At 68.7% G+C, this 25,968-nt stretch carries 24 protein-coding genes and 1 tRNA gene; 12 read left to right on the forward strand and 13 right to left on the reverse strand.

Annotated elements, in window-relative coordinates; genetic code table 11:
- Nucleotides 1-49 precede the first annotated feature (49 nt).
- Nucleotides 50-1,357 carry a Glu/Leu/Phe/Val family dehydrogenase gene (locus GQ464_RS12325; RefSeq protein WP_166977393.1) on the reverse strand — a complete coding sequence of 436 codons (1,308 nt, stop codon included), beginning with the start codon at nucleotides 1,355-1,357 and terminating at the stop codon, nucleotides 50-52.
- Between the two features lie 381 nt (nucleotides 1,358-1,738).
- Between GQ464_RS12325 and GQ464_RS12330 the strand changes: the two genes are divergently transcribed.
- The 3 genes from GQ464_RS12330 to GQ464_RS12340 all read left to right on the forward strand — a co-directional run bounded on the left by GQ464_RS12330 (nucleotide 1,739) and on the right by GQ464_RS12340 (nucleotide 5,277).
- The gene (locus GQ464_RS12330) at nucleotides 1,739-2,506 is read left to right on the forward strand and encodes a TrmH family RNA methyltransferase (RefSeq protein ID WP_166977391.1); all 768 of its coding nucleotides are present in this window, start codon (nucleotides 1,739-1,741) and stop codon (nucleotides 2,504-2,506) included.
- Nucleotides 2,507-2,600: 94 nt separating this feature from the next.
- Nucleotides 2,601-3,821 (forward strand): alanine dehydrogenase, encoded by a 1,221-nt coding sequence (locus GQ464_RS12335; RefSeq protein ID WP_166977389.1) that lies wholly within the window; start codon nucleotides 2,601-2,603, stop codon nucleotides 3,819-3,821.
- Nucleotides 3,822-3,906: 85 nt separating this feature from the next.
- Entirely contained in the window at nucleotides 3,907-5,277 is a 1,371-nt protein-coding gene (locus GQ464_RS12340) for a Gfo/Idh/MocA family oxidoreductase (protein ID WP_166977387.1), read from the forward strand.
- 38 nt (nucleotides 5,278-5,315) lie between these two features.
- On the opposite strand, the gene GQ464_RS12345 is transcribed toward GQ464_RS12340, so the two are convergent.
- The 3 genes from GQ464_RS12345 to GQ464_RS12355 all read right to left on the reverse strand — a co-directional run bounded on the left by GQ464_RS12345 (nucleotide 5,316) and on the right by GQ464_RS12355 (nucleotide 7,982).
- Complete coding sequence (locus tag GQ464_RS12345) at nucleotides 5,316-5,819, reverse strand: RDD family protein (protein WP_166977385.1); 504 nt, start codon at nucleotides 5,817-5,819, stop codon at nucleotides 5,316-5,318.
- A gap of 106 nt (nucleotides 5,820-5,925) precedes the next feature.
- Nucleotides 5,926-6,873 (reverse strand): phytanoyl-CoA dioxygenase family protein, encoded by a 948-nt coding sequence (locus tag GQ464_RS12350; RefSeq protein WP_166977383.1) that lies wholly within the window; start codon nucleotides 6,871-6,873, stop codon nucleotides 5,926-5,928.
- Nucleotides 6,874-7,049: 176 nt separating this feature from the next.
- Nucleotides 7,050-7,982, reverse strand: coding sequence for an AraC family transcriptional regulator (locus GQ464_RS12355; RefSeq protein ID WP_166977381.1), 933 nt, complete (start codon nucleotides 7,980-7,982; stop codon nucleotides 7,050-7,052).
- A 250-nt stretch (nucleotides 7,983-8,232) separates the two neighbouring features.
- On the opposite strand from GQ464_RS12355, the gene GQ464_RS12360 reads away from it, so the two are divergent.
- Nucleotides 8,233-9,273 (forward strand): zinc-dependent alcohol dehydrogenase family protein, encoded by a 1,041-nt coding sequence (locus GQ464_RS12360; protein WP_166977379.1) that lies wholly within the window; start codon nucleotides 8,233-8,235, stop codon nucleotides 9,271-9,273.
- Between the two features lie 15 nt (nucleotides 9,274-9,288).
- Complete coding sequence (locus GQ464_RS12365; protein WP_166977377.1) at nucleotides 9,289-10,044, forward strand: hypothetical protein; 756 nt, start codon at nucleotides 9,289-9,291, stop codon at nucleotides 10,042-10,044.
- A gap of 356 nt (nucleotides 10,045-10,400) precedes the next feature.
- Here the strand turns inward: GQ464_RS12365 and GQ464_RS12370 are convergent, their stop codons facing one another.
- Complete coding sequence (locus GQ464_RS12370; protein WP_166977375.1) at nucleotides 10,401-12,419, reverse strand: ABC-F family ATP-binding cassette domain-containing protein; 2,019 nt, start codon at nucleotides 12,417-12,419, stop codon at nucleotides 10,401-10,403.
- Complete coding sequence (locus GQ464_RS12375) at nucleotides 12,416-13,363, reverse strand: SGNH/GDSL hydrolase family protein (RefSeq protein ID WP_166977373.1); 948 nt, start codon at nucleotides 13,361-13,363, stop codon at nucleotides 12,416-12,418. The genes GQ464_RS12370 and GQ464_RS12375 overlap by 4 nt, the downstream gene beginning before the upstream one ends.
- A 132-nt stretch (nucleotides 13,364-13,495) precedes the next feature.
- Between GQ464_RS12375 and GQ464_RS12380 the strand changes: the two genes are divergently transcribed.
- Nucleotides 13,496-13,960: an META domain-containing protein gene (locus GQ464_RS12380; protein ID WP_228350254.1), complete on the forward strand. Its 465-nt coding sequence runs from the start codon at nucleotides 13,496-13,498 to the stop codon at nucleotides 13,958-13,960.
- A gap of 96 nt (nucleotides 13,961-14,056) precedes the next feature.
- Here the strand turns inward: GQ464_RS12380 and GQ464_RS12385 are convergent, their stop codons facing one another.
- Together GQ464_RS12385 and GQ464_RS12390 are read right to left on the reverse strand one after the other, a co-directional pair.
- On the reverse strand, nucleotides 14,057-15,463 hold the full coding sequence (locus GQ464_RS12385) for an undecaprenyl-phosphate glucose phosphotransferase (RefSeq protein ID WP_166977369.1): 1,407 nt from the start codon (nucleotides 15,461-15,463) through the stop codon (nucleotides 14,057-14,059).
- 151 nt (nucleotides 15,464-15,614) lie between these two features.
- A complete protein-coding gene (locus GQ464_RS12390) occupies nucleotides 15,615-16,517 on the reverse strand; it encodes an ROK family protein (RefSeq protein ID WP_166977367.1) in 903 nt (300 codons plus the stop codon).
- A gap of 149 nt (nucleotides 16,518-16,666) precedes the next feature.
- Between GQ464_RS12390 and GQ464_RS12395 the strand changes: the two genes are divergently transcribed.
- Together GQ464_RS12395 and GQ464_RS12400 are read left to right on the forward strand one after the other, a co-directional pair.
- Nucleotides 16,667-17,224, forward strand: coding sequence for a cyclic nucleotide-binding domain-containing protein (locus GQ464_RS12395; protein WP_228350255.1), 558 nt, complete (start codon nucleotides 16,667-16,669; stop codon nucleotides 17,222-17,224).
- Nucleotides 17,208-18,233 (forward strand): AI-2E family transporter, encoded by a 1,026-nt coding sequence (locus GQ464_RS12400; RefSeq protein WP_166977363.1) that lies wholly within the window; start codon nucleotides 17,208-17,210, stop codon nucleotides 18,231-18,233. Before GQ464_RS12395 ends, GQ464_RS12400 begins: the two co-directional genes overlap by 17 nt.
- Nucleotides 18,234-18,236: 3 nt before the next feature.
- On the opposite strand, the gene GQ464_RS12405 is transcribed toward GQ464_RS12400, so the two are convergent.
- Together GQ464_RS12405 and GQ464_RS12410 are read right to left on the reverse strand one after the other, a co-directional pair.
- Nucleotides 18,237-18,899, reverse strand: coding sequence for a class I SAM-dependent methyltransferase (locus GQ464_RS12405; RefSeq protein WP_166977361.1), 663 nt, complete (start codon nucleotides 18,897-18,899; stop codon nucleotides 18,237-18,239).
- 93 nt (nucleotides 18,900-18,992) lie between these two features.
- Nucleotides 18,993-20,165 (reverse strand): pyridoxal phosphate-dependent aminotransferase, encoded by a 1,173-nt coding sequence (locus GQ464_RS12410; protein WP_166977359.1) that lies wholly within the window; start codon nucleotides 20,163-20,165, stop codon nucleotides 18,993-18,995.
- Between the two features lie 237 nt (nucleotides 20,166-20,402).
- Between GQ464_RS12410 and GQ464_RS12415 the strand changes: the two genes are divergently transcribed.
- Complete coding sequence (locus GQ464_RS12415) at nucleotides 20,403-20,870, forward strand: nucleoside deaminase (RefSeq protein ID WP_228350256.1); 468 nt, start codon at nucleotides 20,403-20,405, stop codon at nucleotides 20,868-20,870.
- A 14-nt stretch (nucleotides 20,871-20,884) separates the two neighbouring features.
- On the opposite strand, the gene GQ464_RS12420 is transcribed toward GQ464_RS12415, so the two are convergent.
- The 3 genes from GQ464_RS12420 to GQ464_RS12430 all read right to left on the reverse strand — a co-directional run bounded on the left by GQ464_RS12420 (nucleotide 20,885) and on the right by GQ464_RS12430 (nucleotide 23,260).
- A complete protein-coding gene (locus tag GQ464_RS12420; protein WP_228350257.1) occupies nucleotides 20,885-21,556 on the reverse strand; it encodes a metal-dependent transcriptional regulator in 672 nt (223 codons plus the stop codon).
- 157 nt (nucleotides 21,557-21,713) lie between these two features.
- Nucleotides 21,714-22,496, reverse strand: a complete 783-nt coding sequence (gene xth, locus GQ464_RS12425) for an exodeoxyribonuclease III (RefSeq protein ID WP_166977357.1) — start codon at nucleotides 22,494-22,496, stop codon at nucleotides 21,714-21,716.
- Nucleotides 22,493-23,260: an aspartate/glutamate racemase family protein gene (locus GQ464_RS12430; RefSeq protein ID WP_166977355.1), complete on the reverse strand. Its 768-nt coding sequence runs from the start codon at nucleotides 23,258-23,260 to the stop codon at nucleotides 22,493-22,495. The genes xth and GQ464_RS12430 overlap by 4 nt, the downstream gene beginning before the upstream one ends.
- A 304-nt stretch (nucleotides 23,261-23,564) precedes the next feature.
- Between GQ464_RS12430 and GQ464_RS12435 the strand changes: the two genes are divergently transcribed.
- The 3 genes from GQ464_RS12435 (at nucleotide 23,565) to GQ464_RS12445 (ending at nucleotide 25,929) form a co-directional block, all read left to right on the forward strand.
- Nucleotides 23,565-24,635 (forward strand): DmpA family aminopeptidase, encoded by a 1,071-nt coding sequence (locus GQ464_RS12435; protein ID WP_166977353.1) that lies wholly within the window; start codon nucleotides 23,565-23,567, stop codon nucleotides 24,633-24,635.
- 139 nt (nucleotides 24,636-24,774) lie between these two features.
- Nucleotides 24,775-24,848, forward strand: a tRNA-Gln gene (locus tag GQ464_RS12440).
- 133 nt (nucleotides 24,849-24,981) lie between these two features.
- On the forward strand, nucleotides 24,982-25,929 hold the full coding sequence (locus GQ464_RS12445; protein ID WP_166977403.1) for a ribose-phosphate pyrophosphokinase: 948 nt from the start codon (nucleotides 24,982-24,984) through the stop codon (nucleotides 25,927-25,929).
- The last annotated feature ends 39 nt before the right edge of the window (nucleotides 25,930-25,968 follow it).

The raw sequence follows: 25,968 nt of genomic DNA on the forward strand, positions 1-25,968 counted from the left end.
CCCTTTCGGGCCGGGTCAAAATCCGAATCCAGCGTCGAAAATCCAACCGTCAGGCATAGATGCCGCGCAGGCGCAGGGCCGTGGCGACCTTGTCGATGGCCAGCACGTAGGCTCCGATGCGGAGTGTGACGCCGTACTTCTCGGCGGCCTGGTAGACGTTGTCGAAGGCCGCACGCATCATCCGGTCGAGCCGGCGGTTGACGCGGTCGAGCGTCCAGAAGTAGCCCTGGCGGTCCTGGACCCATTCGAAGTAGGAGACCGTGACGCCGCCGGCGTTGGCCAGGATGTCCGGGATGACAAGGCAGCCGTTCTCCTTGAGGATGTCGTCGGCGGCGGGCGTCGTCGGGCCGTTGGCCCCTTCGACGATGATTTTGGCCTTGACCTGTGGGGCGTTGTGCCGGGTGATCTGGTCCTCCTTGGCGCAGGGTGCCAGCACGTCGACCTCGAGCGTGAGCAGCTCCTCGTTCGAGATCGGCTGGGCTTCAGGGTAGCCCTGGAGCGATCCCTTGTTCCGGGACGCGTATTCGATCATCGCATTGATGTCCAGGCCGTTCTCGTTATAGTAGCCGCCGGAGAGGTCGCTGACGGCCACGACCTTGCAGCCCTGCTCGGCCAGGAGCTGGGCCGCGATGGAGCCGACGTTGCCGAAGCCCTGCACGGCCACGGTGCAGTCGGCCGGGCGCAGGCCGAGCCGCTCCAGCGCCGCGAGCGTGACGGTCATCACCCCGCGGCCGGTGGCTTCGCGCCGGCCCAGCGAGCCGCCGAGGATGATCGGCTTACCCGTGACGACGGCGTTCTCGGTGCGGCGCACGTGCATCGAGTACGTGTCCAGAATCCACGCCATGATCTGCGCGTTCGTGTTCATGTCCGGCGCGGGGATGTCACGGTCCGGGCCGAAGACGTCGAGCAGGTTGGCCGTGTAGCGGCGGGTGAGGCGTTCGAGCTCGCCCGGGCTCATCTTGCTCGGGTCGCAGACCACCCCGCCCTTGCCACCACCGAAGGGGACCCCGACGACGGCGCACTTCCACGTCATCCAGGCCGCCAGCGCCTTCACCTCGTCGACAGTCACGTCCGGCGCATAGCGAATGCCGCCCTTGGAAGGCCCCAGGACTTCGTTGTGGATCACGCGGATACCCTCGAAGACCTTGATGCGCCCGTCGTCCATGATGACCGGGACGGCGGTGATGTGCACGCGCGAGGGCGTCGTGAGGTATTCGTAGAAACCGGGATCGAGCTCGAGGATCTGCGCGGCCACGTCGAAGCGTTTGACCATCGACTCGAACGGGTTCTCGCGGTCGCGGATCGGCGCGGGCTCTTTGTAGATCGCCCGCTCGTATACGTTGCGGTTAAAGGGCATGGGAGGAGAAAGACTGTGGGTTGGGTTGGAAGGGAAGCCGAAAGGTTTGCGGTGCGCGCTGAAGGTTAAACGTTGCGCGTTGCGTGTTGTCGTGTCGGGTGAAGGAGGGGCCGGCGCGACGGCGGGGGCGAGGCCGGAGGGGTGGCTTCGGGAGGGCCGGTGCTCCGGAGGTACGCCGTGCAGCCGGCCGGGTCTCGGGAAACGTTGCTGGCTCGTGAATGGGAATCGGAAGGGCTTCCGGTGGGTTTTTACGTCAATCTACGCACGGAAGCCGACAGGCGGATGCGAAAAGCATTCGAATCTTTGCGCGCGGCACGGCCCCCGGCCCGTCGCCCCGCCTATCTTTGTTTCGCACGAACGAACCCGACAGGATGGGAGACGATGACGAACCGCCGCCGGAAGGAGATCGCGTCGCTGGTCCACCGGAAATACCGGGAGCGGCTGGGACAGTTTTGCGTGGAGGGGGTGCGCTCGGTGGAGGCGGCCGTGGCGGCGGGGGCGCCGCTCGTCGAGCTGGTCGTCGGGGAGGCGGCCCGGGCGGACGACCGCGTCCGGGCGCTCCTGGAGCAGGCCGGCGTGCCCGTGCACGTCCTGCCGGACCGCGAGGTGGCCCGCCTCTCCGACGTGCAGGCGAGCCAGGGGGTGCTGGCCGTGGCCCGCACGGTGCTCGTGCCCGAGACGACGCTCCACACGCACCGGACCGTCCTCGTGCTCGACGGCCTGCAGGATCCCGGCAACGTGGGGACGAACCTGCGCACGGCGGCCTGGTTCGGCGTCGAGGCCGTGCTCGCCGGGCCCGGCACCGCCGACTTTTTCAACCCGAAGGCCGTCCGTGCCGCCATGGGCGGGTTGTGGGACGTGCGCCTGGCCCGCACCGCCGACCTGCCCGCCGCACTGGAGCGCCTCCGCCGGGCCGGCTTCGCTCTTTACGGCGCCGATCTCGACGGCATCGAGGTGCACGCCTGGACGCCCCCCTTCCCCTCGGCCCTCGTGCTCGGCAGCGAGGCGCACGGCCTCACGCCCGGCGTGGCCGCCTGCCTGGACGCCCGCGTGACCGTCCCCGGCCACACGGCCCGCCGCGGCGCCGAGTCGCTCAACGTGGCCGTGGCCGCCGGGATCCTGATGGCGCAATGGTTTAAGTCCTCATAAGAAATGACCCGATTCCATGGCAGGGCGCTGCCCATTGCCCGGAAAACCTTATATTCACAGAACTGCACCTGCCTTGCAATTCGAGTGGAGGCGTATGGAGGTTCCAGCCCTGCAGAGTTTTGCCCTCGAAGGAGGGCTGCTGACCATGGAGAAGCCGCTGCGGGTGGGGGAGCGGCATACCTCGCTGCGCATCGGCATTCCCCGGGAGATCTCGAACGAGGAGCGACGCGTCTCCCTGGCGCCCAGTGGGGTCAGTACCCTCGTGGCGAACCGGCACGAGGTCTACGTGGAAAAGGGCGCGGGCGAGCAGGCCCACTTCAGCGACGAGCGCTATGCCGAAGCCGGTGCCGAGCTCGTTGAAAACTCCGCCGACCTGTACAGCAAGTGCGAGCTGATCGTGAAGGTGGGACCGCCGTGCGAGGAGGAGCTGAGCCTGCTGCAGGAGAAGCAGATCCTCATCTCGGCGCTGCACCTGGGCGACACCTCGCCGGCCTTCCTGCGCCGCCTGATGGAACTCAACATCACCGGCATCGGGTTCGAGTTCATCCGCGAGGCGGACGGCACGCTGCCCATCGTCCGGATGATGCACGAGATCATGGGCTCGATGGCGGTGCAGATCGCCGCGCACTACCTGGAAAGCGGGGGCGGCGGCAAGGGGGTCATGCTCGGCGGCATCTCGGGCGTGCCGCCCTCGACGGTGGTCATCCTCGGTGCGGGCGTCGTGGGCGAGTGGGCCGCCCGCACGGCCCTGGGCTTCGGGGCCCACGTCATCGTGCTGGACAACGACCTGAGCGCCCTGCGCGTGATGGAGCATTACCTGGACCGCCGCATCACCACGGCCATGGCCACCGAGCAGTACATCCGGCAGGCCGTCGCCCGTGCCGACGTGGTCATCGGCGCCATGATGGCCGTCGGGCAGCGGGCGCCGGTCGTCGTCACCGAGGACATGGTGGCCGCCATGCGCCCCGGCTCGGTCATCGTCGACGCCGTCATCGATCAGGGCGGGTGCATCGAGACGAGCCGACCGACGACCCACTCGGAGCCCGTCTTCGTCAAGCACGGGGTCATCCACTACTGCATCCCCAACATGCCGTCGAACGCCGCCCGCACGGCCACCTATGCGCTGACGAACGTGCTCGTCCCCTACCTCCTGAAGATCGGCGAGGCCGGCTCGATCAACGAGGCGCTCTGGCGCGACGTGGGCCTGCGCAACGGCACCTACGTCTACCGCCGCCACCTCACCAAGAAGAGCCTGGCCAACATGTTCGGCATGCCCCACCGGGACATCGAACTGCTCATCGCCTCAGGTATTTGAGGCGCCTCGCTCCGGCCGGTGTCCCCGCCCGGGTGGCGCCGGCGGCCCGGAGCGGAACGGACCACCCGCGAACACAGCGAGACACATGGACCGACGAACGTTCCTCAAGGCCGGTGCCGTGGCCGGCGTCGGGGCTTCCGTGGGCGGGGCGCGGGCCTTCGGGCAGGAGGCCCCCGCCGTACTGCGCCGCCGGAGCGACCAGACGGTGCGGCTGGGCTTCATCGGCGTGGGGCTGCGCGGCCGCGAGCACCTGCGCCTGGCCCTGCACCGCGACGACGTGCACGTCGCCGCCCTGTGCGACATCGACCCGGACGCCCTCGCCCGGGCACAGGCCCTCGTCGCCGAAGCCGGCCGGCCCGCGCCACCCGTCTTCACCGGCGACGACTACGCCTTCCTCGACCTGCTGGCGATGGACGCCCTCGACGCCGTCATCATTGCCACCCCCTGGCTGTGGCACGTGCCGATGGCCGTGGCCGCCATGCGAGCCGGCAAATACGCCGGCCTGGAAGTCCCCGCCGCCGTCACCCTCGACGAATGCTGGGACCTGGTCGACACCTACGAGGCGACGGGCGTGCCGTGCATGATCCTCGAAAACGTCTGCTACCGCCGCGACGTGATGGCCGTGCTCAACATGGTGCGGCAGGGGCTCTTCGGCGAGCTGGTCCACCTCGAATGCGGCTACCAGCACGACCTGCGCCACGTCAAGTTCAACGACGGCCGGCAACCCTACGGCGGCGGCGTCGAGTTCGGCGAGAAGGGGTTCTCCGAGGCGAAGTGGCGCACGCTGCATTCGGTCCACCGCAACGGCGACCTCTATCCCACGCACGGCGTCGGCCCGGTGGCTACGATGCTCGACATCAACCGGGGCAACCGCTTCGTCTCCCTCACCTCCACCGCCACCAAGAGCCGGGGATTGCACGACTACATCGTCAAACAGGCGGGCCCGGACCATCCCAATGCGAAGGTGCGCTTCAAACTCGGCGACGTCGTCACGACGGTCATCCGAACGCAAAACGAGGAGACGATCGTCGTCCGGCACGATACGAACCTGCCCCGTCCCTACTCCCTCGGCTTCCGTGTCCAGGGGACCCGGGGGCTGTGGATGGACCTGAACCGGTCGATCTACCTGGAGGGCGAAAGCCCGGCGCATCAATGGGAGCCGGCGCAGCCCTACCTGGAGCGCTACGACCATCCGCTCTGGCAGCGATATGCCGCCCGGGCCGAAGGAGCCGGGCATGGCGGGATGGATTTCTTCGTGCTCCACGCCTTTGTCGAGGCCGTCAGGCAGGAGGCCCCGCCTCCCCTCGACGTTTACGACGCGGCGGCCTGGAGCGCCGTCAGCCCGCTCTCGGAGCAGTCGATCGCCGCCGGCGGTGCCCCCTGCTTCTTCCCCGACTTCACGCGCGGGCAGTGGATGAAACGCCGCCCTGCCTTCGCCCTCGACGGGATGGGCTGAGGCCGGTGCGGGGTACGCGCCCGGCCCGCCGTCGCACCTCATCCCGTCGCGTCGATGACCTGGGTGCCGGCCAGTTCGTCGCCCCAGCGACGGCCGCCGGGGTCGGTGACGACCCGGTAGGCTTCGTAGACGAGCAGGGTGAGGCCGGCCACGCCCAGCACCCAGGCCAGCCCGGCGAACGAAATGGAGCCCAGATAGCCGAGCGTCCACATCCAGTTGCGCCGGACCGAGGTTTCCAGGTCCACCGGGGCGCCGTCGAGGCGGATCGGGCGGAGCTTCATGAGCCGCTTGCCGATCGAGCGCCGGTCCATCCAGTCGAGGGTGAGGCCGTCGCGGACGAGGAAGTAGAGGGCGCCGACCAGGCCGCCCAGGGATGCGGAGACGAGGCCGACGAGGGCCACGCCCAGCCCGGCCAGCACGGCGTCGATGAGGTGAGCCAGAAAGCGCCGGCCCAGGTTTGCCTTCGGATAGGGCGTGGCCTCGCGTAACGGTCCGTCGTCGAAGACGGGCTCTTGCTCGGCGGAAAGGTCTCTGGGTTCCATCGGACAGGGGAGAATGAGGCAGGGTGTTCGGGTAGCCGGTACGAGGGCGCGAGACTTTCGTTGCGATTCCGTCCTGGCGCCCGGGACGATCGCCGTGCCCGCGGCCTCAATCGTTCCAGGAACGGAGGCCGAGCAAACGCTCGCCGAGTTCGCTCAGTCGTGCGGGTTCGTAGCGCGTCTTCTCCCATCCCCGTGGATCGCCCGGAAAGGCCACCCCTTTCGGTGGCTCACGCTCCCGCCATGAATGGATCCGCCAGGCCCTTCTCTCCGCATTGCTTTCGTCGGCCGGATACATCGAGATGTACTGTGCCATGCGAACCCGGTTTTTGGAGGTGTTCGGCCTGATCCCGTGGGGCAGCAGCGAGTTGAAGATCAGCAGATCCCCCGCCTTCATCGGGATGAACTTCGTTTCGAAGCCGGTCGTGTCGGGTTTGTAGGGGTCCCGGCCCGGGGGCTGGGCGGCGAGCCACGTCTCCAGCGTGCGGAACAGTTCCGGCACACACTGAAAGCCGCCGACCTCGGGATCGGTGTCGACGAGGGAGAGCACGCCCTGGACGTTGACGGGAAGGGGATCGGCGGAGGTGTCGACGTCCCAGTGGATGAACCCCTCGAAGGGCCGATGGCTGTGGTTGGGGGGGTTGAGGTTGGCCCGGTCGATGGTGACCCAGAGGTCTTCCCGGTCCCAGATGTCGACGAAGGCGTCGTAGACGCGCGGGTATTGCCGGTTGTCCCAGAGGTACTGGTGATGGTAGATCTCCACCATCCCGCTGTTGTTGAGCTCCTGCATCCGGTGGGCTCTCCGATCCGTTCGGTCCCACGTCGACGGATCTCCGGGGTCCATCTCCTGGAACGCCCACAGGAGGTTCTTGAGTCGCTCCACGTGATCGGGGGGGACGGCGTCGGGGATCACCACGTAGCCCCACGTCGTCCAGGTTTCCCAGTCCGATTCGGACAGCACGCGCCGCGGCAGTTTCTTGCGGATGTCTTTGAGGGGCACGTCGAGCACCTGCGACGGATTCCCCTCGTGACCGATGGCAGGGAGCGGTTTTTTCATGGCAGGCCGGGGGAGTATGGATGCACCGTCTTGGCCTGCGCGTGACGTATGGCACCGTCGAAAGCGCAGGTGTTTGGATAATAAGCATTTCTTTCGAAGATGTCTGCCATGCCCGGTGGGATTCACGGGGCGTGTGCATCGGCGGGAGGGCCGGTGCGACCCGGCCATGCTCGTCCTCACCGTGAGGCGGTCGCAAGGCGCCGGCGCATCCGCTCGACGTCGCGCATGGGCGGGGCGCTGAAGAGCCGCTTGTAGTCCCGGCTGAAGTGGGCGGCGTCGTTATAGCCGACGCGGTAGCCGGCCGTCGTGGCGTCGAGGCCCTCCATGAGCATCAGCCGCCGGGCCTCCTGCAGCCGCAGCTGTTTCTGGAACTGGAGCGGGCTCATGCCGGTGGCGGCTTTGAAATGCTGGTAGAGGGCCGAGGTGCTCATGCCCAGCTCGTCGGCCAGCTCCGGGATCTCCAGCGGCCGGTCGAAGCGCGTGCGGATCAGGTCGATGGCGCGGGCCATGCGGTGGTACTGGCCGTTGAGCATCACCAGGTGGCGGAGCCGCACGCCCTGCGCCCCCTGGAGCAGGCGGAAGATGATCTCGCGCGTGATGAGCGGCATCAGCACGGGCGCGTCCTCCGGTGCCTCCACCAGCCGCACCAGCCGGAGGACGGCCTCCAGCAGCGGCAGCCCGAGCGGGCTCACGTCGAACGCCGACGCCCCGGCGCCCTCCTGCGCCGGCAGGTAGCCGGCCTCGACCATGACCGCGCTGATCGTGCGGGGGTCGAGCGGCAAGCGCAGGCTCAGGTACGGCGCCTCGGCCGTGGCCTCGACGACGTGGCTGGCCACGGGCAGTTCCAGCGTGGCGATCAGGTAATGGTGGGGATCGTAGCGGTAGCGGCGGCTGCCGACGAGCACCTCCTTGGCGCCCTGCGCGATGACGCAGAACGCCGGCTCGAACAGGCTGTGATACAGCTCGGTGGGGGCCGATATCCGGAAGAGGCCCAGCCCCGGGACCGGCTCGCGTCGCCCGTCTTCCGGGACGGCCCGCAGGAGCCGCTCCACGATTTCCTGCCGGTAGGCCTCCGCCAGCTCCTCGGCCCGTGTGTCGTTCGATGGCATGATAGGGTTCGGGTTGAATGGATCGTTGCGGCAAGGATAACGATGCCCGCCCACAAAGGCACGTCGTTTGGAGGATCATACAATAATCAGCGAGAATCGTTCTACCGGGCACGCCTCCGTGCGGGTTATACTGAAACACCTTGAGAGGGCCGCTGAGCGGAGGGGTTTTTCCGCTGTGCCCGCTACGGGCGGGCCGGAAGACCCGGGCTGAAGCCTGCGGCCGCACGTGTTTCGGAAAAAAACGACGACGATGCGCGCGACGATTCTGCACGGAGCGAAGGACGTTCAACTGGAACGGCTCCCCGACCCGAAGATCCAGGAGCCCACGGATGCGATCATCCGGGTGCTTGTCTCCTGCATCTGCGGCTCGGACCTCTGGCCCTACCGGGGCTACGACCCCGTCCCCGACGAGGGCCGGCCGATGGGCCACGAGGCCGTGGGTGTGGTGGAAGACTTGGGCAGGGACGTGCGCACGGTGAAGCCGGGCGACGTGGTCCTCATGCCGTTCGCCTTCTCCGACGGCTCCTGCCCCTTCTGCCACGAAGGACTGACCACGGCCTGCATCCACGCGGGCTTCTTTGGCTACTCGCCGGAGGTGGGCGGGGCGCAGGCCGAGGCGGTGCGCATCCCGCTGGCGGACGGCACGCTCTACCCGGTGCCCGTCTCCGAGGGCGACCGCGCGCTGCTGCCGCACCTGCTCACGCTCACCGACGTCCTGGGTACCGGCCACCACGCCGCCGTGACGGCGCGGGTCGGCCCGGGCAAGACCGCCGCGGTGATCGGCGACGGCGCCGTGGGGCTCTGCGGCGTGCTGGCGGCGAAGCGCCTGGGCGCCGAGCGCATCCTCCTGCTCGGCCACCACGACGACCGCATCGCGCTGGGGCGGGCCTTCGGCGCCACGGACGTGGTGACCGAGCGCGGCGAGGCGGCCGTCGAGCGGGTGCGGGAACTCACCGGCGGGTTCGGAGCGCACGCGGTGCTGGAGTGCGTGGGCACGGAGGAAGCGGTGGAGACGGCGGTGCAGATCGCGCGGCCGGGTGGGGCCGTCGGACGCGTCGGCGTGCCGCACCACGCGGGCATCCCGGCCGGCGTCACCTTTTTCAAGAACGTGACTGTGGCCGGCGGCCCGGCCCCCACACGCGCCTACATGCCGGACCTGCTGCCCGACGTGCTCGAGGGCCGCATCGACCCCGGCCGGGTCTTCGACGTGACGCTGCCGCTGGACCAGGTGGCCGAGGGCTACCGGGCCATGGACGAGCGCCGCGCCCTCAAGGTGATGCTGACGCCCTGAACCAGGAACCGAATCATGGCCACACGACGCCGACTTGTCGGAATGCTGGCGATGTGCGTGCTCGCCGGCCCGGTGCTCCGTGCGGGGGCGCAGGAGGCCCCGGCCGGGCTACCGGTGCACGGGGCCGTGAGCGTCACCAACAAGGGCATTTCGTTCGTCCCGGCGTTCTCGCTGGGACGTCCGGCGGTCGTCTTCAACGGGTCGGCCGGGCGCCGGCTGCGGTTCGAGCCGGAGCTGCGGTTTGCCCTGGAGGACGGGACGCCGTGGTCCTTCCTTTTCTGGTGGCGGTACGACCTGCACCGGGCCGGGCGGTGGCAGGTCCGCCTGGGCATGCATCCGGCGCTGTCCTTCACGAACCGGACGGTGGAGACGGGGAGCGGCACCGAGGAGATGATCGTGGCCCGGCGGTTTCTGGCGGGCGAGCTGGCGACCCGGTACGCGATCGGCCCGCACCTCACGGCCGGGGTGTACTACCTGTATGCCTACGGATTCGAACCGACGGTGCCCACCCACAACCATTTTCTGTCGTTTCAGCCCGGCCTGAACGGGGCGTTGTTCGGCGGCCGGCTGCGCGCCGGGGTGAACCCGCAGGTGTACTACCTGCGGCTGGACGATGAGGACGGCGTCTACGTGGCCTCGACCCTCTCGCTGGGCACCCCCGCCCTGCCGGTCTCGCTGGGCGTGCTGGTCAACAAGATCATCGACACCCGCATCGCCGGGAGCGAGGACTGGCTCTGGAACGTCAGTCTGGTGTATGCCTGGCGGTTCTGAAGGAGGGTATATAGCGTTGGTCCATGTTATTGAGGGCGTCATGGCGCAGCGCGCTGTAGCCGCACCCTTCACGGGTGCGCCCCCTGGCCCACAGGAGAGCCCGGGCCGACGGGGCACGCAACGCGTCCAGACATGCGGGCAGCCCGGGCTAAAGCCCGCGGCTACGTGTGGGCAGCCCGGGTTAACGCCTCCGGCTACAAGCAACAGCGCTGTAGCCGCACCCTTCACGGGTGCGCCCCCTGGTCCACAGGAGAGCCCGGGCTAAAGCCCGCGGCTACGTGTGGGCCGTTCGCTCGGGGCAGCCATGCCCTGCATGCCCCTGACCTCTGCTAGACCATCGAGACAACGGGCGAGCGCTATCCTTCCCGCATCGCCACGGCCTCGGCGACGGCTTCCCACTTCGCGTAGAGCGCCTCCAGTTCGGCGGTGACGGCGTGGAGCGCCTCGGTGGTGAGCCGGGCGCGGTCGGCGTCGGTGTAGAGGGCCGGGTCGGCCAGCGTGGCTTCCAGTTCAGCCTTGCGTTCCTCTTTCTCCAGGATGGCGGCCTCGGTCTCCTCGTAGGCCCGGCGGAGCTGGTAGTCGTTCAGCAGCGTGTAGTCCACCTGCCCGTTGCGCGGCCTCGCCTCGGCACGGCGGCGGCGTTCCTCGGCCTCGCGGCGTTTCTGCTCCTTCGTCTTCGGCCCCGAGCCGCCCGGCGTGGACGCGGCCTTGCCGGCGGAGGGGGCCGGCTCCCGCTCGAACCGGCTCGCCGTGCCGTGGGTGACCTGCCACTGGTATTCCGAATAGTTGCCGAGGTAGGCGCGCACGGTCCCGTCTTCCACCCGCCACACCTTGTTGATCACCTGGTCGAGAAAGTGGCGGTCGTGGCTGACGACGACGAACGTGCCGGTGTACTGGCGCAGGGCCTCGATGAGCACGTTGATCGACTGGATGTCGAGGTGGTTCGTCGGCTCGTCGAGGATGAGGAAGTTGGCGGGGGTGAGGAGGGTGCGGGCCAGGGCCACGCGGCTCTTCTCGCCGCCCGAGAGGACGCCCACGGGCTTGAAGACGTCGTCGCCGTGGAAGAGGAAGGCGCCCAGGAGGGTGCGCAGTTCCGTCTCGCTCTGCCCCCGGGCGTGCTCGCGGAGGGCGTCGAGCACGGTGTGGTTCGGGTTGAGCGTCTCGGCCTGGTGCTGCGCGAAGAATGTGAGGGTGACGTTGTGGCCGAGCGTGCGCGTGCCCGCGAACGGCTCGGTGCCGTTGAGGATGCGGGCCAGCGTCGACTTGCCCGCGCCGTTGCGGCCGATGAGGGCGATCTTGTCGCCCCGCTCGATGGTCAGCGGGCCGGCGTCGTCGAAGACGCGGAGGGGGCCGTCGGGCGTCGCGTACGTCTTCGAGAAGCGGGAGAGTTCGAGCACCACCCGCCCCGAGCGCGGCGGCTCGGGGAAGCGCAGGTGCATGGCAGCCTCGTCGCTCGGCGGCGGGGGCACGCGCTCCAGCTTCTCCAGCATTTTGATGCGGCTCTGCACCTGCCGGGCCTTCGTGGCCTTGTACCGGAACCGCTCGATGAACCGCTCCGTCTCGGCGATCATCTTCTGCTGGTTCTCGTAGGCGGCCCGCTGGCGCTCGCGCTCCTGCTCGCGCTCCCGGAGGTAGAACGTATAGTTGCCCGCATACTCGGTGATGCGCCCCCGCGAGAGCTCGGCGATGGTGGTCACCATGCGGTCGAGGAAGTAGCGGTCGTGCGAGACGATGACGACCGTGCCGGGGTAGCTCTTGAGGTAGCCTTCGAGCCAGTCGATGCTGTCGATGTCGAGGTGGTTCGTTGGCTCGTCGAGCAGGAGGACGTCGGGGCGGCGGAGCAGGAGGCGGGCCAGGGCCACGCGCATGCGCCAGCCGCCGGAGAAGGTAGCCAGGGGGCGGTCGAGGTCGTCCGGGGCGAAGCCGAGACCGGCCAGGACGGCTTCGGTGCGGGGGACGATCAGGTGGGCCTCCCGGGCCGTGAGCTCGGCGTGGACGCGGTCGAAGGCGTGGAGCAGCCGGGTGTAGGCCTCGCTCGTGTGGTCCGCCTCGGCCTCCATGGCCCGCATCAGCCGCTCCTCCTCGGCCTGCAGGGCCAGTACCTCGTCGAAGGCCGTCAGGGCTTCCTCGCGCACACTGCGCCCGCTGCCGCCCTCCTCGGCGTCCTGGGCCAGGTAGCCGATCGTCGTACCGCCGGTCACGACCGTGCCCTCGTCCGGTGCCTGCACCCCGGCGATGACGCGCAGCAGGGTGGACTTGCCCGCGCCGTTGGGCCCGATGAGGCCGATGCGCCGGTCGAGGCGGATCGTCCACGTCAGCCCGTCGAGCACGCGCTGCCCGCCGAAGGAGAGGGAGACGTTGTGGAGCTGGATCATGGTATCGTTTCGAGGAAACGGGCCAGGAGGGCGTGGCCGCGTTCGGAAAAATGGATGCCGTCGCCGTAGAGGTAGAGGGTTTCCGGCTTCCGGGTGTGTGCCAGGAGGAAGGGCGCGGCGTCGTACACCGGGATGTCGCGGAGATGTTTCTTCAAGACGTCCTGCGGGTGGAAGAGGCCGGGCTCGCCGGCGCGGCGAAGCTGGTATTCGTAGGGGAGCAGGACGATCTCGAGGCGGAGACCCCGGGTATCAGCGAGCCGGTGCAGGGTGTCCAGGCCGGCCAGGGCGGCTTCGAGGGCGGGGCCGTCGTAGAGGCGGCGGTCGTGTTCGAAGTAGGTACGGGGGCGGTCGGCGAGGTGGGCCTTGAGCCAGGCATAGGTGCGGACGTGACGCCGGAGGAAGGTGAGGACGGGCCCGGCCAGCCGGCGCACTCCGGCGTTCGGGTCGGTGGTGGCGGGGGCATAGGCATCGTTCAGGCACCAGAAGACCGTCACCCGGTGGAGGTTCAGGTCGTCGCGGGCGAGGAGGGTGCGGAGCACGGCCCCGTAGTCGTGCACGTCGTACCCGATGAGGGAGGGGTTGAGGACGTTCAGCGTGTCGAGGCGGGCGGCCAGGCGGCCGGCGAAGGTGCTGTCCGGATCGACGCCGGGCCCCATCGTCACCGAGTCGCCCAGCAGCAGCCAGCCGGGGCGGCCCGGCGCGATGCCGGCGGTGTAGTGCCAGAACCCCTGCCCGTTCACGCGGAAGCGGGCCCCGTTGCTCGTGCCCTCGGCATGGGGACGCAGGCCGGGCGTTGCGCCGTAGACGCTGTCGGCCAGCAGGCGCCGGTCCGTGCCGTTCGGGCGCACCTCCGGCACGGCGAGGCGGACGGCTCCCTCCACGGCCGCCAGCAACAGCAGCAGCACGGCCAGGTTGATCGTGAGAATCCGAAGCGTCCGTGCCATCCGGTAACCGAGACGAGGGGTCGATGCGGGGGCGCCTACGCCGGGTGCCGGAGCGGGGATCCGGGAAGAAAACGGGAAACGGGGTGTCTATAAGGGGAAGGCCTTCCTCGCTCGAATCCGCTTTCCCGTGCCATGCACCGGCCATGCGCTCGCCTGCTTCTGATGTTGCTCCTTCTGACGGCCACGCTCCTGCCCGCCTGTGACAACCTCGAGCCGAGGGTGCGCGGTGCGTCGAAAGACCTCGAAGGCACCACGTGGCGACTCGTCGTGTTCCAGGACCCCGCGGGCTCGAAGCGTGCCTTCCGGGACGGCGAAGTCTATACGCTCTTCTTCGACGCCGGCGCACGGTTCGGCGGCCGGGCCGACTGCAACAGCTACGGCGGAACGTACGAGGCCGGAGACGGCACGCTGAAGATCCGCGAGCTCTGGACGACGAAAGTGCTCTGTCCACCCGGCTCCCACGGGGAGGATTATTACGCGGCCCTGAGGAATGTGCAGGCCTGTGAGGTGAGGGGCGGGCGGCTGCGCCTGGGCTTCGGGGGCTTCGGCGTGCTGGTCTTCGAACCACAGCCGGTTCGCTTCGAGGGCGAGGATTGAAGGGTTCCGCTCGGAAGGGCTTCGCGCGGCGCGTTATGGCCGTATGGCGTCGACCGGCCGGTCGACGCGAACCCCGCCCGGAACCCGAACCGTCCGTCAGTACGCGTTCTCGTTGACGAAGCCTTTCCAGAGCGTCATCAGCATGATCTTGAAGTCGAACTTGAGCGACCAGTGCTGGATGTAGTAGAGGTCGTACTCGATGCGCTTTTCGAGGGAGGTGTCGCCGCGCCAGCCGTTGACCTGGGCCCACCCGGTGATGCCGGCCTTCACCTTGTGGCGGAGCATGTAGCCGGGCACGCGCTCGCGAAACTGCTCGATGAAGACGGGCCGCTCCGGGCGGGGGCCGACGACCGACATGTCGCCCTTGAGCACGTTGATGAACTGGGGAAGTTCGTCGAGCGAGGTGCGGCGGAGGAACTTGCCCACGGGGGTGGCGCGGTCTTCACCGGGCCGGGCCCAGACGGCCCCCGTCTTCGCCTCGGCGTCGACCGGCATCGAGCGGAACTTGAGCATCTGGAAGGTGTGGCCGTTGAGGCCCATCCGCTCCTGCCTGTAAAAGACCGGTCCGGGTGAGGAGAGCTTCACCGCCACGGCGATCACGAGCATCAGCGGGGCCGCGAGCACGAGCACGGTCGCCGAGAAGACCACGTCCACGACGCGCTTGAGGAAGCGGCGGAACTCCATCGGGGCCTCGTCGATGAGGTGGATCACCGGCAGGCCGTCCACGTCCGTGACGCGGCTGTTGAGGATGTTGAACTGGAACAGGTCGGGGACGAGGCAGACGTGGGCCAGGCGCGTCGAGAGGGCGTTCGTGAGGTGTTCGATGCGGGCGGCGGCCGTCAGGGGCAGGGCCAGGTAGACGTAGTGGATGGGCGTCCCCGCCGCCTCGTACCGGTCGACGAGGGCGGCGGCCTCCCCGGTGGTGCCGAGGATGTCGGGGCCGGTCTTGTGATCGTCCAGAAAGCCGACGACCTCGAAGCCCATCCAGGGATACTGGCGGAAGGCCTGTTCCAGGCGGCGCCCCACCTTGCCCGCCCCGACGATGAGCACGCGCCGCCGGTACTTGCCCCGTTGCCGGGCCCGTCGCAGCGCCGCGTAGAGGGCGATGCGAAGCGCCACCATCAGCGACGGCGTGATCATCCCGAACAGGATCATGTGGAGCCGGGAGAAATACAGGTCCCGGTAGAACGAGAGCGTGGCCGCCAGCACCAGCAGGCCCAGGCCGACCGCCTTGGCGACGCTGTAGATGAGCCGCGTCAGCCGCTGGGCGCGGTCCGGTGCGTAGAGGCCCGAGGCCCAGAAGACGAACGATGAGACCAGAAGCACCCACGGCAGAAAGCCCAGGTAACGCGAGAACGGGGGTACCTCCGGCGGGGGAAGCACCCCCAGCACGCGCAGCAGGTCGAAGCGGATGAAGAAGGCGGCGATCCAGCCGACCGCGACGAGGACGAAATCCGCGAAGAAAAGCAGGCGCTGAAACAGCCGGCTCTGCTCTTGCAGCATGGCGCTGTATCCACAGGTGAAACACGACTCGGACGCGTGTGCGTCCCGGACAGGGGTCGTAGCCTACTTCATACGCGCCGGAAAGCCGTTTTGCCTCTGAAGGATGTGCGAAAACCGGGGACCGGTCTTTCGGAAGATAAGACATTTTTCGTCACGCCGCCTCCCGTGCCAGCGCCAGGGCGCCCAGCACACCGGCCCGGTCTCCCAGGGCCGGGGGGACGATGTAGGCGTCGATTCCGTCGGCGAGGGCGTCGTGGGCGACGTAGCCGTTCAGGATCTGCCGTACCCGGTGCCGGATCATCGGGAAAAGCTGCCGCTGGTGCATGACGCCGCCTCCCAGGATGATCCGCTGCGGGGAGAGGGTGACGATGAAGTTGACCAGGCCGTAGGCAAGGTAGTGGGCCTCGATCTCCCAGGCCGGGTGGTCGGGGGGCAGCTCCGCACCGGCACGTCCCCAGCGGGCCTGAAGCGCCGGGCCGCTGGCCATCCCTTCGAGGCAGGTCCCGTGGAAGGGACAGTGCCCCGCGAAGTCGTCGCCCGGGGCGCGGGGGACGAACACGTGCCCCATCTCTGGATGGACCAGCCCGTGCAGGCGCTGCCCGCCCACGAGCCCGCCCCCGCCGATGCCGGTGCCGACGGTAAGGTAGATGAAGGTGTCGAGGCCGCGGGCGGCACCCCACCGGTGCTCTCCCAGCCCCGCGGCGTTCACGTCGGTGTCGAAGACGACGGGCACGCCGAGGGCACGGCGGAGCACGCCGGCCACGTCGGTGCCCGACCAGTTCGGCTTCGGCGTGCGCGTGATGAAGCCGTAGGACGGGGAGGCCGGATCGGGATCGACCGGGCCGAAAGACCCCACCCCCACGGCAACGGGCCGTTCCGGCTGTTCCTGAAAGAAGGCGACGGTGCGGGCCAGGGTTTCCTCCGGGGTCGTCGTGGGAAAGCGGGTCAGGGCGCGTACGTCGTCCGGGCCGGTGCCGATGGCGCAGACGAACTTGGTGCCCCCTGCCTCGACTGCACCGTAGACCGGGGAGGAAGGGGATGCCGTGTCGGTCATCGGATCGGTTTACGTTGCCGTGTGGGTGTCGTATGTTCCGGTAAAGGGCGGTACGGGGAAAACGGGCATCTTGCCGCCGTGACCGCGCCGCGTCGGCCCCTGAATATAAGGACCAGCATCCGGAAAGGATGTAACGGGCAGCCTTCGTGATGAACAGTATCTGGGACAATTTCTTCCGGCGCGGGCCGGGCAGGCCGTCCATGCACGACCTGCTCCGGGGCATTCCCCTTTTTGCCGATCTCAACCGGAAAGAGCTGGATGCCGTCGAACGGATCCTGTATCGCCGGGAGTATGCACCGGGCGAGGTGGTCTTCCGGCAGGGAGAGCCCGGGGTGGGCATGTATATCATCGAGCAGGGGCGCGTGTGCATCATCCGGGAACCGTCGGGGCACGTGCTCGCCACGCTCGGCGCGGGCGACTTCTTCGGCGAGATCGCGCTCCTGAACGAGACGCCGCGTTCGGCCACGGCGCGGGCCGAGACGGCCGCCACGCTCTGGGGGTTCTTTCAGCCGGAGCTACTCGACCTGCTCGAACGCAACCCCCGGCTCGGGGTGAAGGTGCTCCTGCCGCTGGCTCGCATCACCGGGCAACGGCTCGTGCGGGCAGACGAGGAGCTGGCCGCGCTGGAGGATCGGCGGTTCATGCCGGAGGGGGGCGAGGTGCCGGCCGCGGCGCCGGAAGGAGGACCGCATGCATCCGTGGGTTAAGGGCGGGCTCGCCCTGCTGGCCGCTGCGACGGTGGTCTTCGTGCTGGTCGCCGCCGGCGAGGTCATCGAGCTGGTGGTGATCGCGTCGCTGCTGGCCTACCTGCTCAACCCGCTGGTGCGCCGGCTGGAGGCCGCCGGGCTGGGCCGCACCCCGGCGACCTCGCTCGTGTTTGCCGGCGTGCTGGGCGTGGCGGGGCTGCTGCTCGCCGGGGTATGGCCGGCCGTGCTGGCGCAGGTGCAGGCCGTCCGGGGCATGCTCACCCCCGAGCGGGTGGCGGCGCTCGTCGGCGAAGCGGAGCGGTTTCTGGAGGCCCGGCTGGCTTTTGCCGGCATCGGCAAGGGCAGCCTGACAGGCCCGCTCCGGGAAGCCGTCGTCGACTATGCCCGCAGCGCGGTGACCTACGTCCCGGGCCTGCTCGGCCTGCTGGCCGACCTGGTGATCATCCCGTTCCTCCTCTTTTTCCTGCTCAAAGACGGGCGGACCCTGCGCAAAAGCCTCATCGCCTCGGTACCGAACCGGTATTTCGAGTTCGCCCTGAACCTGCTTCACCGGATGGACCGGCAGCTCGGCAACTACCTTCGCGGCAAGCTGGTGGCCTCGCTGGTGGTGGCCGTGCTCTCGACGGTGGCGCTGTGGGGGCTCGGCGTCGAGGCCTACCTGATCCTGGGCCCCCTCAACGGGCTGGCGAACCTGATCCCGTACGTCGGCCCGCTGGCGGCGGCGGCGCTCACGGTGGTCGTGGCCCTGCTCGGCGGTGCCACGCCGGGGACCGTCGCCGGCATCGTGGTGGCCCTGACCCTCGTCCAGGTCGTCGACAACGTGCTGCTGAACCCGCTGGTGGTGGCGCGGAACGTGGCGCTGCACCCGGTGACGGTGCTCCTGGCCGTCATCGTCGGTGGCCAGTTCTTCGGGGTGCTGGGCCTGCTGCTGGCGGTTCCGGCGGCCGCCGTCGTCAAGGTGACGCTGCAGGAGGTGGTGCGGAACGCACGGCGCTACGGCTTCTGGTGAGGCTCAGCGCTTGCGGGCCAGCGTCACGCCGTCGGCCAGGGGAAGCAGGCTCAGGTCGATCCGCTCGTCGTGGTGCAGCTTGTCGTTGAAGGCCCGCATCCGCTCCGTGACCGGGTCGGTGACGGAGGGGTCGGCGACGCGCCCGTCGCGCAGCGTGTTGTCGATGACGGCCAGGCCGCCGGGTCGCAGCAGCCGGAGCGTGCGCTCGTAGTAGGCGTCGTAGCTTTCTTTGTCGGCATCGATGAAGGCGAAGTCGAACGTGCCGGCCTGCCCGTCGTCGAGCAGGGCGTCGAGCGTCTGCAGGGCCGGCGCCAGGCGCAGGTCGATCTTGTGCGCGACGCCGGCGGCCTCCCAGTACTTCCGGGCGATGGCGGTATAGGTTTCGCTGATGTCGCACGCGAGCAGGGTACCGTCTTCGGGCAGGGCCCGTGCCACGGCGAGTGCGCTGTAGCCGGTGAAGGTGCCGATCTCGAGTGCCCGCCGCGCACCCATCAGGCGGACGAGGAGGGCCATGAACTGTCCCTGCTCCGGCGCAATCTGCATCTCGGCTTCGGGCAGCCGGGCCGTCTCGGCCCGCAGCCGCCGCATCACCTCGGGCTCCCGGAGCGAGTGGTCGAGCAGGTAGTCGTACAGGGTGTCGGTGAGGGGCAGGGTGCGGTTGGACATGACCGGTGGGGTTTCGGGTGGCGGGTTGCGGGGGAGGCTCGGGAAAGTGGTGGCGTGCAAACGTTCGAGGAGCGAAGTGGAACGCTCCCCGTTTCAACCGAAGGCGTCCCGGAGGCGGCGGCAGGCTTCTTCGAGGACGGGCAGCTCTTTGGCGAAGCAGAAGCGCAGGTAGTAGCGCCCGTCTTCGGGGTTGGCGAAGAAGGCCCGGCCGGGCACGGTGCCGATGCCGGCTTCCCGGATGAGCGTCTCGTACGCCTGCAGGTCGTCGGCGAAGCCGGGGCGGGTGCGTGCCAGCGGGGCAAAGCCGGCGAGCACGTAGTAGGCGCCCTGCGGCCACGGCACGTCGAAGCCGATGGCTTCCAGCGTCTCACACAGGAGCCGGCGCCGGGTTTCGTAGGCGGCCTGCATCTCCGCGAAATACGTTGCCCGCATCGAAAACGCCTCGGCCACGCCGTGTTGCAGCGGCGTCGGGGCACAGATGTAGAGCAGATCGCCCAGCAGCCCCATCCGGGCTGCAAGAGGAGCCGGGGCCACGGCGTAGCCCAGCCGCCAGCCCGTCATGTTGTACGTTTTCGAGAAGCCCGAGAGGGTGATCGTCCGCTCGTAGGCCCCCGGCAGGGCCGCCAGCGACACGTGCTCGCGCCCGTCATAGAGCATGTATTCGTAGATCTCGTCCGTGATGGCGAAGAGGTCGTATTGCCGGAGCACGGCGAGCAGGCGTTCGAGCTCCTGCTGCGTCCACACCTTGCCGCTCGGGTTGGCCGGGGTGTTGACGACGACGGCCTTCGTGCGGGGTGTGATGGCCCGTTCGAGCGCGTCGAAGTCGAGCGTCCAGTCCGGTGCATGCATGGTGACATAGACCGGCACGGCGTCGATCAGGCGGAGCAGCCCCCGGTGGTAGCCGTAGAACGGCTCGATCAGGATCACCTCGTCGCCGGGGTTGAGCAGGGCCAGGATCGCCGTCATGTAGGCCCCCGTCGAGCCGACACTGACGACGACCTCGTCCACGGAGGTGGCGGGCAGGCGGTTGTAGGAACGTACCTTCTCCAGGATGGCCGCGCGCAACGGCTCGATACCGGCAAAATGCGAATAGGTGGAGGCGCCGGCCTCGATGGCCTCGCGGGCGCCGCGCCGGATCGGCTCGGGTGTGGGCAGGTCGCAGATGCCCTGGCCCAGGTTGATGCCGCCCGTGGCCTCGATCATCTTCGAGACGGCGCGGATGAAGCTCTGTTCGAGGTTCTCGGTGCGTGCGGCAAGGGGCTTCATGCAGGGAGGGAGGCGGCTGGTTCGGTGGAGGATCCAATATACGCCAGGATCGGGAGGAGCGCGTTAACGATGAGGAGCCGCTCGGTGCGGGGCGCACGCCGGCCGGAAAGAACCGGAGCGCCCGGCGTACAAACGTTCCCTGAAACCTGAACGGGCTTGCACGTTGAAGGAAGGCACGCCGTTACACGGAGCCGCGGGACGCGGCCTGACGCAACACGCAACACGCTACGAGGCAAGATGAACGAGGCTTTCATGCGCGAGGCCATCGCGATGGCCGTGGAGAACGTCCGGACGGGGCGAGGCGGGCCGTTCGCCGCGCTCGTGGTGCGCGACGGCGAGGTCGTCGGGCGCGGGACGAACCGGGTCACCACCACGCACGATCCCACGGCGCACGCCGAGATCGTCGCCCTCCGGGAGGCCTGCCGCCGGCTCGGCGTCTTTCATCTGACCGGCTGCGAGCTGTACACCTCGTGCGAGCCGTGCCCGATGTGCCTGGGGGCGGCCTACTGGGCTCGCCTCGAACGCATCTACTATGCCGCCACACGCCGGGAGGCCGAAGCCGTGGGGTTCATCGATGCGCAGCTGTACGAGGAGCTCTGCCGTGCGCCCGGCGAGCGCCGCCTGCCGATGGTGCCGCTCCTGGCGGAGGAAGGCCGCCGCCCCTTCGAGGCCTGGCAGGCCTGTGAAAACCGGGTGGATTATTGACGGCCCGCCAGGGCCTATTCGGCCGGCACGGCAAAGACCTGCCCGGCGACTTCGTGCCCGATGATCTCTTGCCGTCCTTCCACGCGCACCGTGATCGGCCCGTTGAAAGGGGCCTTTTCGACGATCTCGACCCGGGCGTGCGGCAGGAGTCCCAGCGTTTCGAGATAGGTGAGCAGCTCCGGGTCGCCGTCGGCCACGCGGCGGACGACGACGGTGCGGCCCGCCTCGAACCCGGCCAGCGGGTGGCCCGGCGGCTCGGCGATCCGGCCGTCCCGTGTGGGGATCGGGTCTCCGTGCGGGTCGTGCGTGGGGTAGCCGAGCATCTCCTCGATACGGCTTTCGAACTCCTCGGAGATGTGGTGTTCGAGGTGCTCGGCTTCCTCGTGCATCTTGTCCCACGAATAGCCCAGGATCTCTTTAAGATAGGTTTCCAGCAGGCGGTGGTGCCGGATGATCTCGAGCGCGATCTTTTCGCCCGCTCGCGTCAGCGTGACGCCTTTGTACGACTGGTATTCGGCCAGCCCCATCTGGGCCAGTCGCTTGATCATGTTCGTGACCGAGGCCGAGGAGACCTCCAGCGCGCGGGCGATGTCGGTGGTGCTGGCGGCCCCGTCGCCCTGGAGTTTGTAGATCGTCTTCAGGTAGTCTTCGACGGCCTGGCTGAGCAGCGGCGGACGATCGGGCATGATGGCGGCGTGTGGGCTGGCTTCTGAGCGGGCCGGTGTGCGGATAGGCCTCCGGCCTCGACAAAAAACCCCCGGTTCCTGCATTTGATCCGGTGTTCGTGGGGTGTGTACGCGCGGGCGTTGCCTTCGTGCCGGGGCGGTGGGGGCCTTGCCGGTCTCAGGCGAAGACGGCCACGACCGGTGCGTGGTCGGAAGGTTTGGGCCCCTTGCGGGCGTCGCGGTCGATGGAGGCACCGGTGCAGCGTGCGGCCAGCGGGTCGGTGGCGAAGAGGTGGTCGATGCGCAGGCCGTCGTTCTTCGGAAAGGCGAGGTTGCGGTAGTCCCACCAGGAGAACGGTCCGGGTCCGTCGTGGTGGAGACGCACGAGGTCGACGAGGCCCCAGGCGGTCAGGTCGGCGAGGGCGGCGCGGGCTTCCGGGTGAAAGAGCACGCTGTCGCGCCACCGGTCCGGCCGGGCCACGTCCCGCTCCTCGGGAGCCACGTTGAAGTCGCCGGCCAGGAGCAGGGGCCGGCGGGGGGTGGCGTGTCGTTCGAGGAAGGTGCGGAGCCGGCGGAGCCAGGCGAGCTTGTGCGCCCACTGGTCGCTGCCGACGACGGCGCCATTGGGCACGTAGACGTTGAGGACGTGCAGGTCGCCGAAGCGGGCGGCGAGGAAGCGGGCTTCCCGGTGGGTGCGCGCCGAGGCGTCGTCCTCGTCGTCGAGGTGGTCGATCACCGCGTCGGCCGGGGTGCGGCTCAGGATGGCGACGCCGTTGTAGGTCTTCTGCCCGCGCACCGCCGCCGCATAGCCGGCCGCTTCGACGGCTTCGTACGGGAAGGCGTCGGTCGGCGTCTTGATTTCCTGGAGGCAGACGATGTCCGGTTCGTGGTCGCGCAGCCAGGCCAGCACCCGGTCCAGCCGGGCCCGGATGGAGTTGACGTTCCAGGTGGCGATCTTCACAGGGGTTTCAGTTTTTCGGGGTAGGTTTCTCGGATGAGGGCGCGGGCCAGCGCCAGCGTCGGGTCGATCAGCGGCGTGCCGTCGAGCTCGGGTTCGGGAAGCGCCAGCGGCAGTTCGGTGCAGGCCAGCAGGACCGCCTCGGCGCCCTGTTCCCGCAGGTGCTCGACGGCGCTGACGAGGCTCTGCCGTGCGATCATCGAGACGGGGTTCATGTGGGCCTTCAACCCGTAGGACGGGTCATAGATGGTCCGGTGTACGATGGTTTCCTGCACGTTTTCGTCGGGCAGGATGGCTTCCAGGCCGGCGGCTTCGAGGGCGTCGGCGTGGAGGCGGGTGCGGTAGGCGCCGAGCGTGGCCAGGACGCCGATGCGGGTGCAGTTGCCGTGCTCTTCGCGCAGGAACCGGATCGTCTCGTCGATCATGTTCAGCAAGCGGAGCCGGGGGGCTTCCTCGCGGAGCCGGGCCAGCACGGCGTCGAAGATGCGAGGGGCATGGGCGGTGTTGCAGGGCATCCCGGCGACGACGGCCCCCAGCCGGTCGAGTGCCACGGCCATGGCGGCGATGGCCTCGGCCGGGTTCTCGTCGGAGCGGCCGAGCAGGAACGCGGTGCGGTCCGGGACGCGGGCCGGATACGAGAGCAGGGCTACGGGAAGGTGGTCGGCGTCGGCACCGGCCTCGGTATGGTCGAAGATCTTTCGGACGAGGTCGAGGCCGGCGTACGGTCCCATGCCGCCGACGACCCCGATGATCTTTTCATTTTCCATGGTCACGGGTGGGGAAACGGGCGCCGCCCCCGGAAAGGAAGGCCGCCCTTCCGGCGAGGCCCGGGGTGGAGGCACGGCGGCCCGTGTGGAAAGAAAGCCCGTTAAGTATATTGAAGTCCCGTTCCCGCGTCAAATTGGAGGGCGGGTCCCGGAACATCGTTCGACGTTGCCTGTGAAGATGCGTTTGCTTTTCCTTCTGCTGTGTCTGATTGTCTGGGGATGCGTGCAGCCGCCGGCCGTGCGGGCCCAGGTGTCCGTTTCCTGGAACAACGTGCAAGGCGGCACGCATACGCCGCTTCATGACATGGAGCCTGTAGACCGACCCCGTGCCCGCGAGGTGGGCGTGGCGCCCGGCATCCTGCCTCCCGGCCCGTTGAATGCCATCACCGACGTGGCCGGGGTGCGGGTGGGCCACGTGACGCTCGTCGAGGGCGCGGACGTCCGGACCGGGGCCACGGTCGTTCTGCCGCACGGGGGGAACCTGTACCAGGACAAGGTGCCGGCCGGGGTGGCCGTCGGCAACGGCTTCGGCAAGCTCATGGGGGTGACGCAGATCATGGAGCTGGGAGAGATCGAGACGCCGATCGTGCTGACGAACACCCTGTCGGTGCCCCAGGGGGCCGAGGCGGTGCTCGACTACACGCTGGCCCGGCCGGGCAACGAGGCCGTGCGTTCGGTGAATGCCGTCGTGGGGGAGACGAACGACGGCTTCCTGAACAACATCCGGCGGCGGGCACTCCGGGCCGAGCACATCCGGCAGGCCCTCGCACGGGCCGACACGGGCGCGGTGGCCGAAGGCAGCGTCGGCGCGGGCACGGGGACCGTCGCCTTCGGGTGGAAGGGCGGCATCGGCACCAGCTCCCGTCGCCTGCCCGAATCCCTCGGGGGCTATACCGTCGGCGTGCTCGTGCAGGCGAACTACGGCGGGGTGCTGAAGATCCTGGGCGTCGAGGTGGGGCGGGCCCTCGGCCGGTATTTCCTCCAGGACGCACTCGAACGGGGCGACGCCGACGGGTCGATCATGATCGTCGTGGCCACCGACGCGCCGCTTTCGGACCGCAACCTGACGCGGCTGGCCCGGCGGGCGCTGCTGGCCGTGGCCCGCACCGGCTCGCCCATGACCAACGGCTCGGGGGACTATGCCCTCGCCTTCTCGACGGCGCCTTCGGTCCGTCGCACGCCGGAACGGCGGGCCGGGGTGGCCACGTACGCCGAGCTGCCGAACGACCGGATGTCGCCGCTGTTTCAGGCCGTCGTCGAAGCCACGGAGGAAGCCATCTACAACGCCCTTTTCAAGGCCACCACCGTCACCGGGTACCGGGGAACCGTGGAGGCGCTGCCGCTGGAACGGGTGTTGCCGCTGCTGGAGAAGTGACGGGTACCGCCGCACCCCTGTGGGTTTAAAGTCTCTGCGAAACCGTGCCCCCGGCGCCCGCGGGGGACCCGATCGGCCGGTGCCGGGTTTGACAGCCGTGCGACGAAATATTTATCTTGAAAGACTTGACGGCAGACATTGCCCGGTCGTCTAATGGCAGGACAGCGGCCTTTGGAGCCGTATGTGGAGGTTCGAATCCTCCCCGGGCAACCAGCGCAGCACGGGATGCGCCGGGCGGTTCGTCACCGTGCGGGTCGGCCTGGCTTCAGGGCGTCGTGCCGTCCCGCTTTCATGGCAGCCCGGGGCCGGCCGGCGGGCCGGCTACCCGCTCTTTTCCCACAGTGACATGTTCTCCACCGATCGAAAGCAGCCCATCGCGATCTTCGCCGGCCGCTCGAATCCAGCCCTCGCGACCCGCATCGCGGCAGCCTACGGGTGCGAGCTGGGGAAGATAGAGATCAAGGACTTCGCCGACGGCGAGATCTACGTTCACTACGAGGAGTCGATCCGGGGATCGGACCTGTTCATCATCCAGAGCACCCATCCGCCGGCCGACCACTGGATGGAGCTCTTGCTGATGATCGACGCCGCGCGCCGGGCCTCCGCTGCACGGATCACCGCCGTCATCCCCTACTTCGGCTATGCGCGCCAGGAGCGCAAAGACCAGCCCCGGGTCTCGATTGCCGCCAAGCTCGTGGCCAACATGCTCGAGACCGCCGGCATCGACCGGGTGCTGACGATGGACCTGCACGCCTCCCAAATTCAGGGTTTCTTCGACGTGCCGGTGGATCATTTGTACGGGTCGGCGGTCTTCATCGACTACTTCCAGCGGTTCGATCTGTCGAACCTGGTGGTGGTGGCCCCCGACGTGGGCGGCATCAAGATGGCGCGGGCCTACTCGCGCCGGCTGGGCGCCGAACTGGCCCTGATCGACAAGCGCCGGCCCCGCCAGAACGTCGCCGAGGTGATGAACATCATCGGGGAGGTCAAAGGCAAGAACGTCCTCCTGATCGACGACATCATCGACACGGCGGGAACGCTCACGAGCGCCGCCGCCGCCCTGCGCCGGGCGGGTGCCCTGGAGATCATGGCGGCGTGTACCCACGCGCTGCTCTCGGGGCCGGCCTACGAACGTATTGAAAACTCGGAAATCAGCACCTTGATCGTGACCGATACCATCCCGCTGCGGCGCCCGTCGGATAGGATCAAGGTCGTCAGCGTGGCCGAGCATTTTGCCGACGCCATCAACCGGATCTACACCGACGACTCGGTCTCGACGCTGTTTATTCCGTGAGGGACCGCCGCGTCCCTCCGCATCCAACCACGCGTGATA

Source organism: Rhodocaloribacter litoris (assembly GCF_011682235.2).
Classification (GTDB): Bacteria; Bacteroidota; Rhodothermia; order Rhodothermales; family ISCAR-4553; genus Rhodocaloribacter; species Rhodocaloribacter litoris.

What these genes read in the sequence shown, in the direction of transcription:
- GQ464_RS12325 (WP_166977393.1), bottom strand. Translation starts at nt 1,357, where the DNA reads ATGCCCTTTAACCGCAACGTATACGAGCGGGCGATCTACAAAGAGCCC.
- GQ464_RS12330 (WP_166977391.1), top strand. Translation starts at nt 1,739, where the DNA reads ATGACGAACCGCCGCCGGAAGGAGATCGCGTCGCTGGTCCACCGGAAA.
- GQ464_RS12335 (WP_166977389.1), top strand. Translation starts at nt 2,601, where the DNA reads ATGGAGGTTCCAGCCCTGCAGAGTTTTGCCCTCGAAGGAGGGCTGCTG.
- GQ464_RS12340 (WP_166977387.1), top strand. Translation starts at nt 3,907, where the DNA reads ATGGACCGACGAACGTTCCTCAAGGCCGGTGCCGTGGCCGGCGTCGGG.
- GQ464_RS12345 (WP_166977385.1), bottom strand. Translation starts at nt 5,819, where the DNA reads ATGGAACCCAGAGACCTTTCCGCCGAGCAAGAGCCCGTCTTCGACGAC.
- GQ464_RS12350 (WP_166977383.1), bottom strand. Translation starts at nt 6,873, where the DNA reads ATGAAAAAACCGCTCCCTGCCATCGGTCACGAGGGGAATCCGTCGCAG.
- GQ464_RS12355 (WP_166977381.1), bottom strand. Translation starts at nt 7,982, where the DNA reads ATGCCATCGAACGACACACGGGCCGAGGAGCTGGCGGAGGCCTACCGG.
- GQ464_RS12360 (WP_166977379.1), top strand. Translation starts at nt 8,233, where the DNA reads ATGCGCGCGACGATTCTGCACGGAGCGAAGGACGTTCAACTGGAACGG.
- GQ464_RS12365 (WP_166977377.1), top strand. Translation starts at nt 9,289, where the DNA reads ATGGCCACACGACGCCGACTTGTCGGAATGCTGGCGATGTGCGTGCTC.
- GQ464_RS12370 (WP_166977375.1), bottom strand. Translation starts at nt 12,419, where the DNA reads ATGATCCAGCTCCACAACGTCTCCCTCTCCTTCGGCGGGCAGCGCGTG.
- GQ464_RS12375 (WP_166977373.1), bottom strand. Translation starts at nt 13,363, where the DNA reads ATGGCACGGACGCTTCGGATTCTCACGATCAACCTGGCCGTGCTGCTG.
- GQ464_RS12380 (WP_228350254.1), top strand. Translation starts at nt 13,496, where the DNA reads ATGCACCGGCCATGCGCTCGCCTGCTTCTGATGTTGCTCCTTCTGACG.
- GQ464_RS12385 (WP_166977369.1), bottom strand. Translation starts at nt 15,463, where the DNA reads ATGCTGCAAGAGCAGAGCCGGCTGTTTCAGCGCCTGCTTTTCTTCGCG.
- GQ464_RS12390 (WP_166977367.1), bottom strand. Translation starts at nt 16,517, where the DNA reads ATGACCGACACGGCATCCCCTTCCTCCCCGGTCTACGGTGCAGTCGAG.
- GQ464_RS12395 (WP_228350255.1), top strand. Translation starts at nt 16,667, where the DNA reads ATGAACAGTATCTGGGACAATTTCTTCCGGCGCGGGCCGGGCAGGCCG.
- GQ464_RS12400 (WP_166977363.1), top strand. Translation starts at nt 17,208, where the DNA reads ATGCATCCGTGGGTTAAGGGCGGGCTCGCCCTGCTGGCCGCTGCGACG.
- GQ464_RS12405 (WP_166977361.1), bottom strand. Translation starts at nt 18,899, where the DNA reads ATGTCCAACCGCACCCTGCCCCTCACCGACACCCTGTACGACTACCTG.
- GQ464_RS12410 (WP_166977359.1), bottom strand. Translation starts at nt 20,165, where the DNA reads ATGAAGCCCCTTGCCGCACGCACCGAGAACCTCGAACAGAGCTTCATC.
- GQ464_RS12415 (WP_228350256.1), top strand. Translation starts at nt 20,403, where the DNA reads ATGAACGAGGCTTTCATGCGCGAGGCCATCGCGATGGCCGTGGAGAAC.
- GQ464_RS12420 (WP_228350257.1), bottom strand. Translation starts at nt 21,556, where the DNA reads ATGCCCGATCGTCCGCCGCTGCTCAGCCAGGCCGTCGAAGACTACCTG.
- GQ464_RS12430 (WP_166977355.1), bottom strand. Translation starts at nt 23,260, where the DNA reads ATGGAAAATGAAAAGATCATCGGGGTCGTCGGCGGCATGGGACCGTAC.
- GQ464_RS12435 (WP_166977353.1), top strand. Translation starts at nt 23,565, where the DNA reads ATGGAGCCTGTAGACCGACCCCGTGCCCGCGAGGTGGGCGTGGCGCCC.
- GQ464_RS12445 (WP_166977403.1), top strand. Translation starts at nt 24,982, where the DNA reads ATGTTCTCCACCGATCGAAAGCAGCCCATCGCGATCTTCGCCGGCCGC.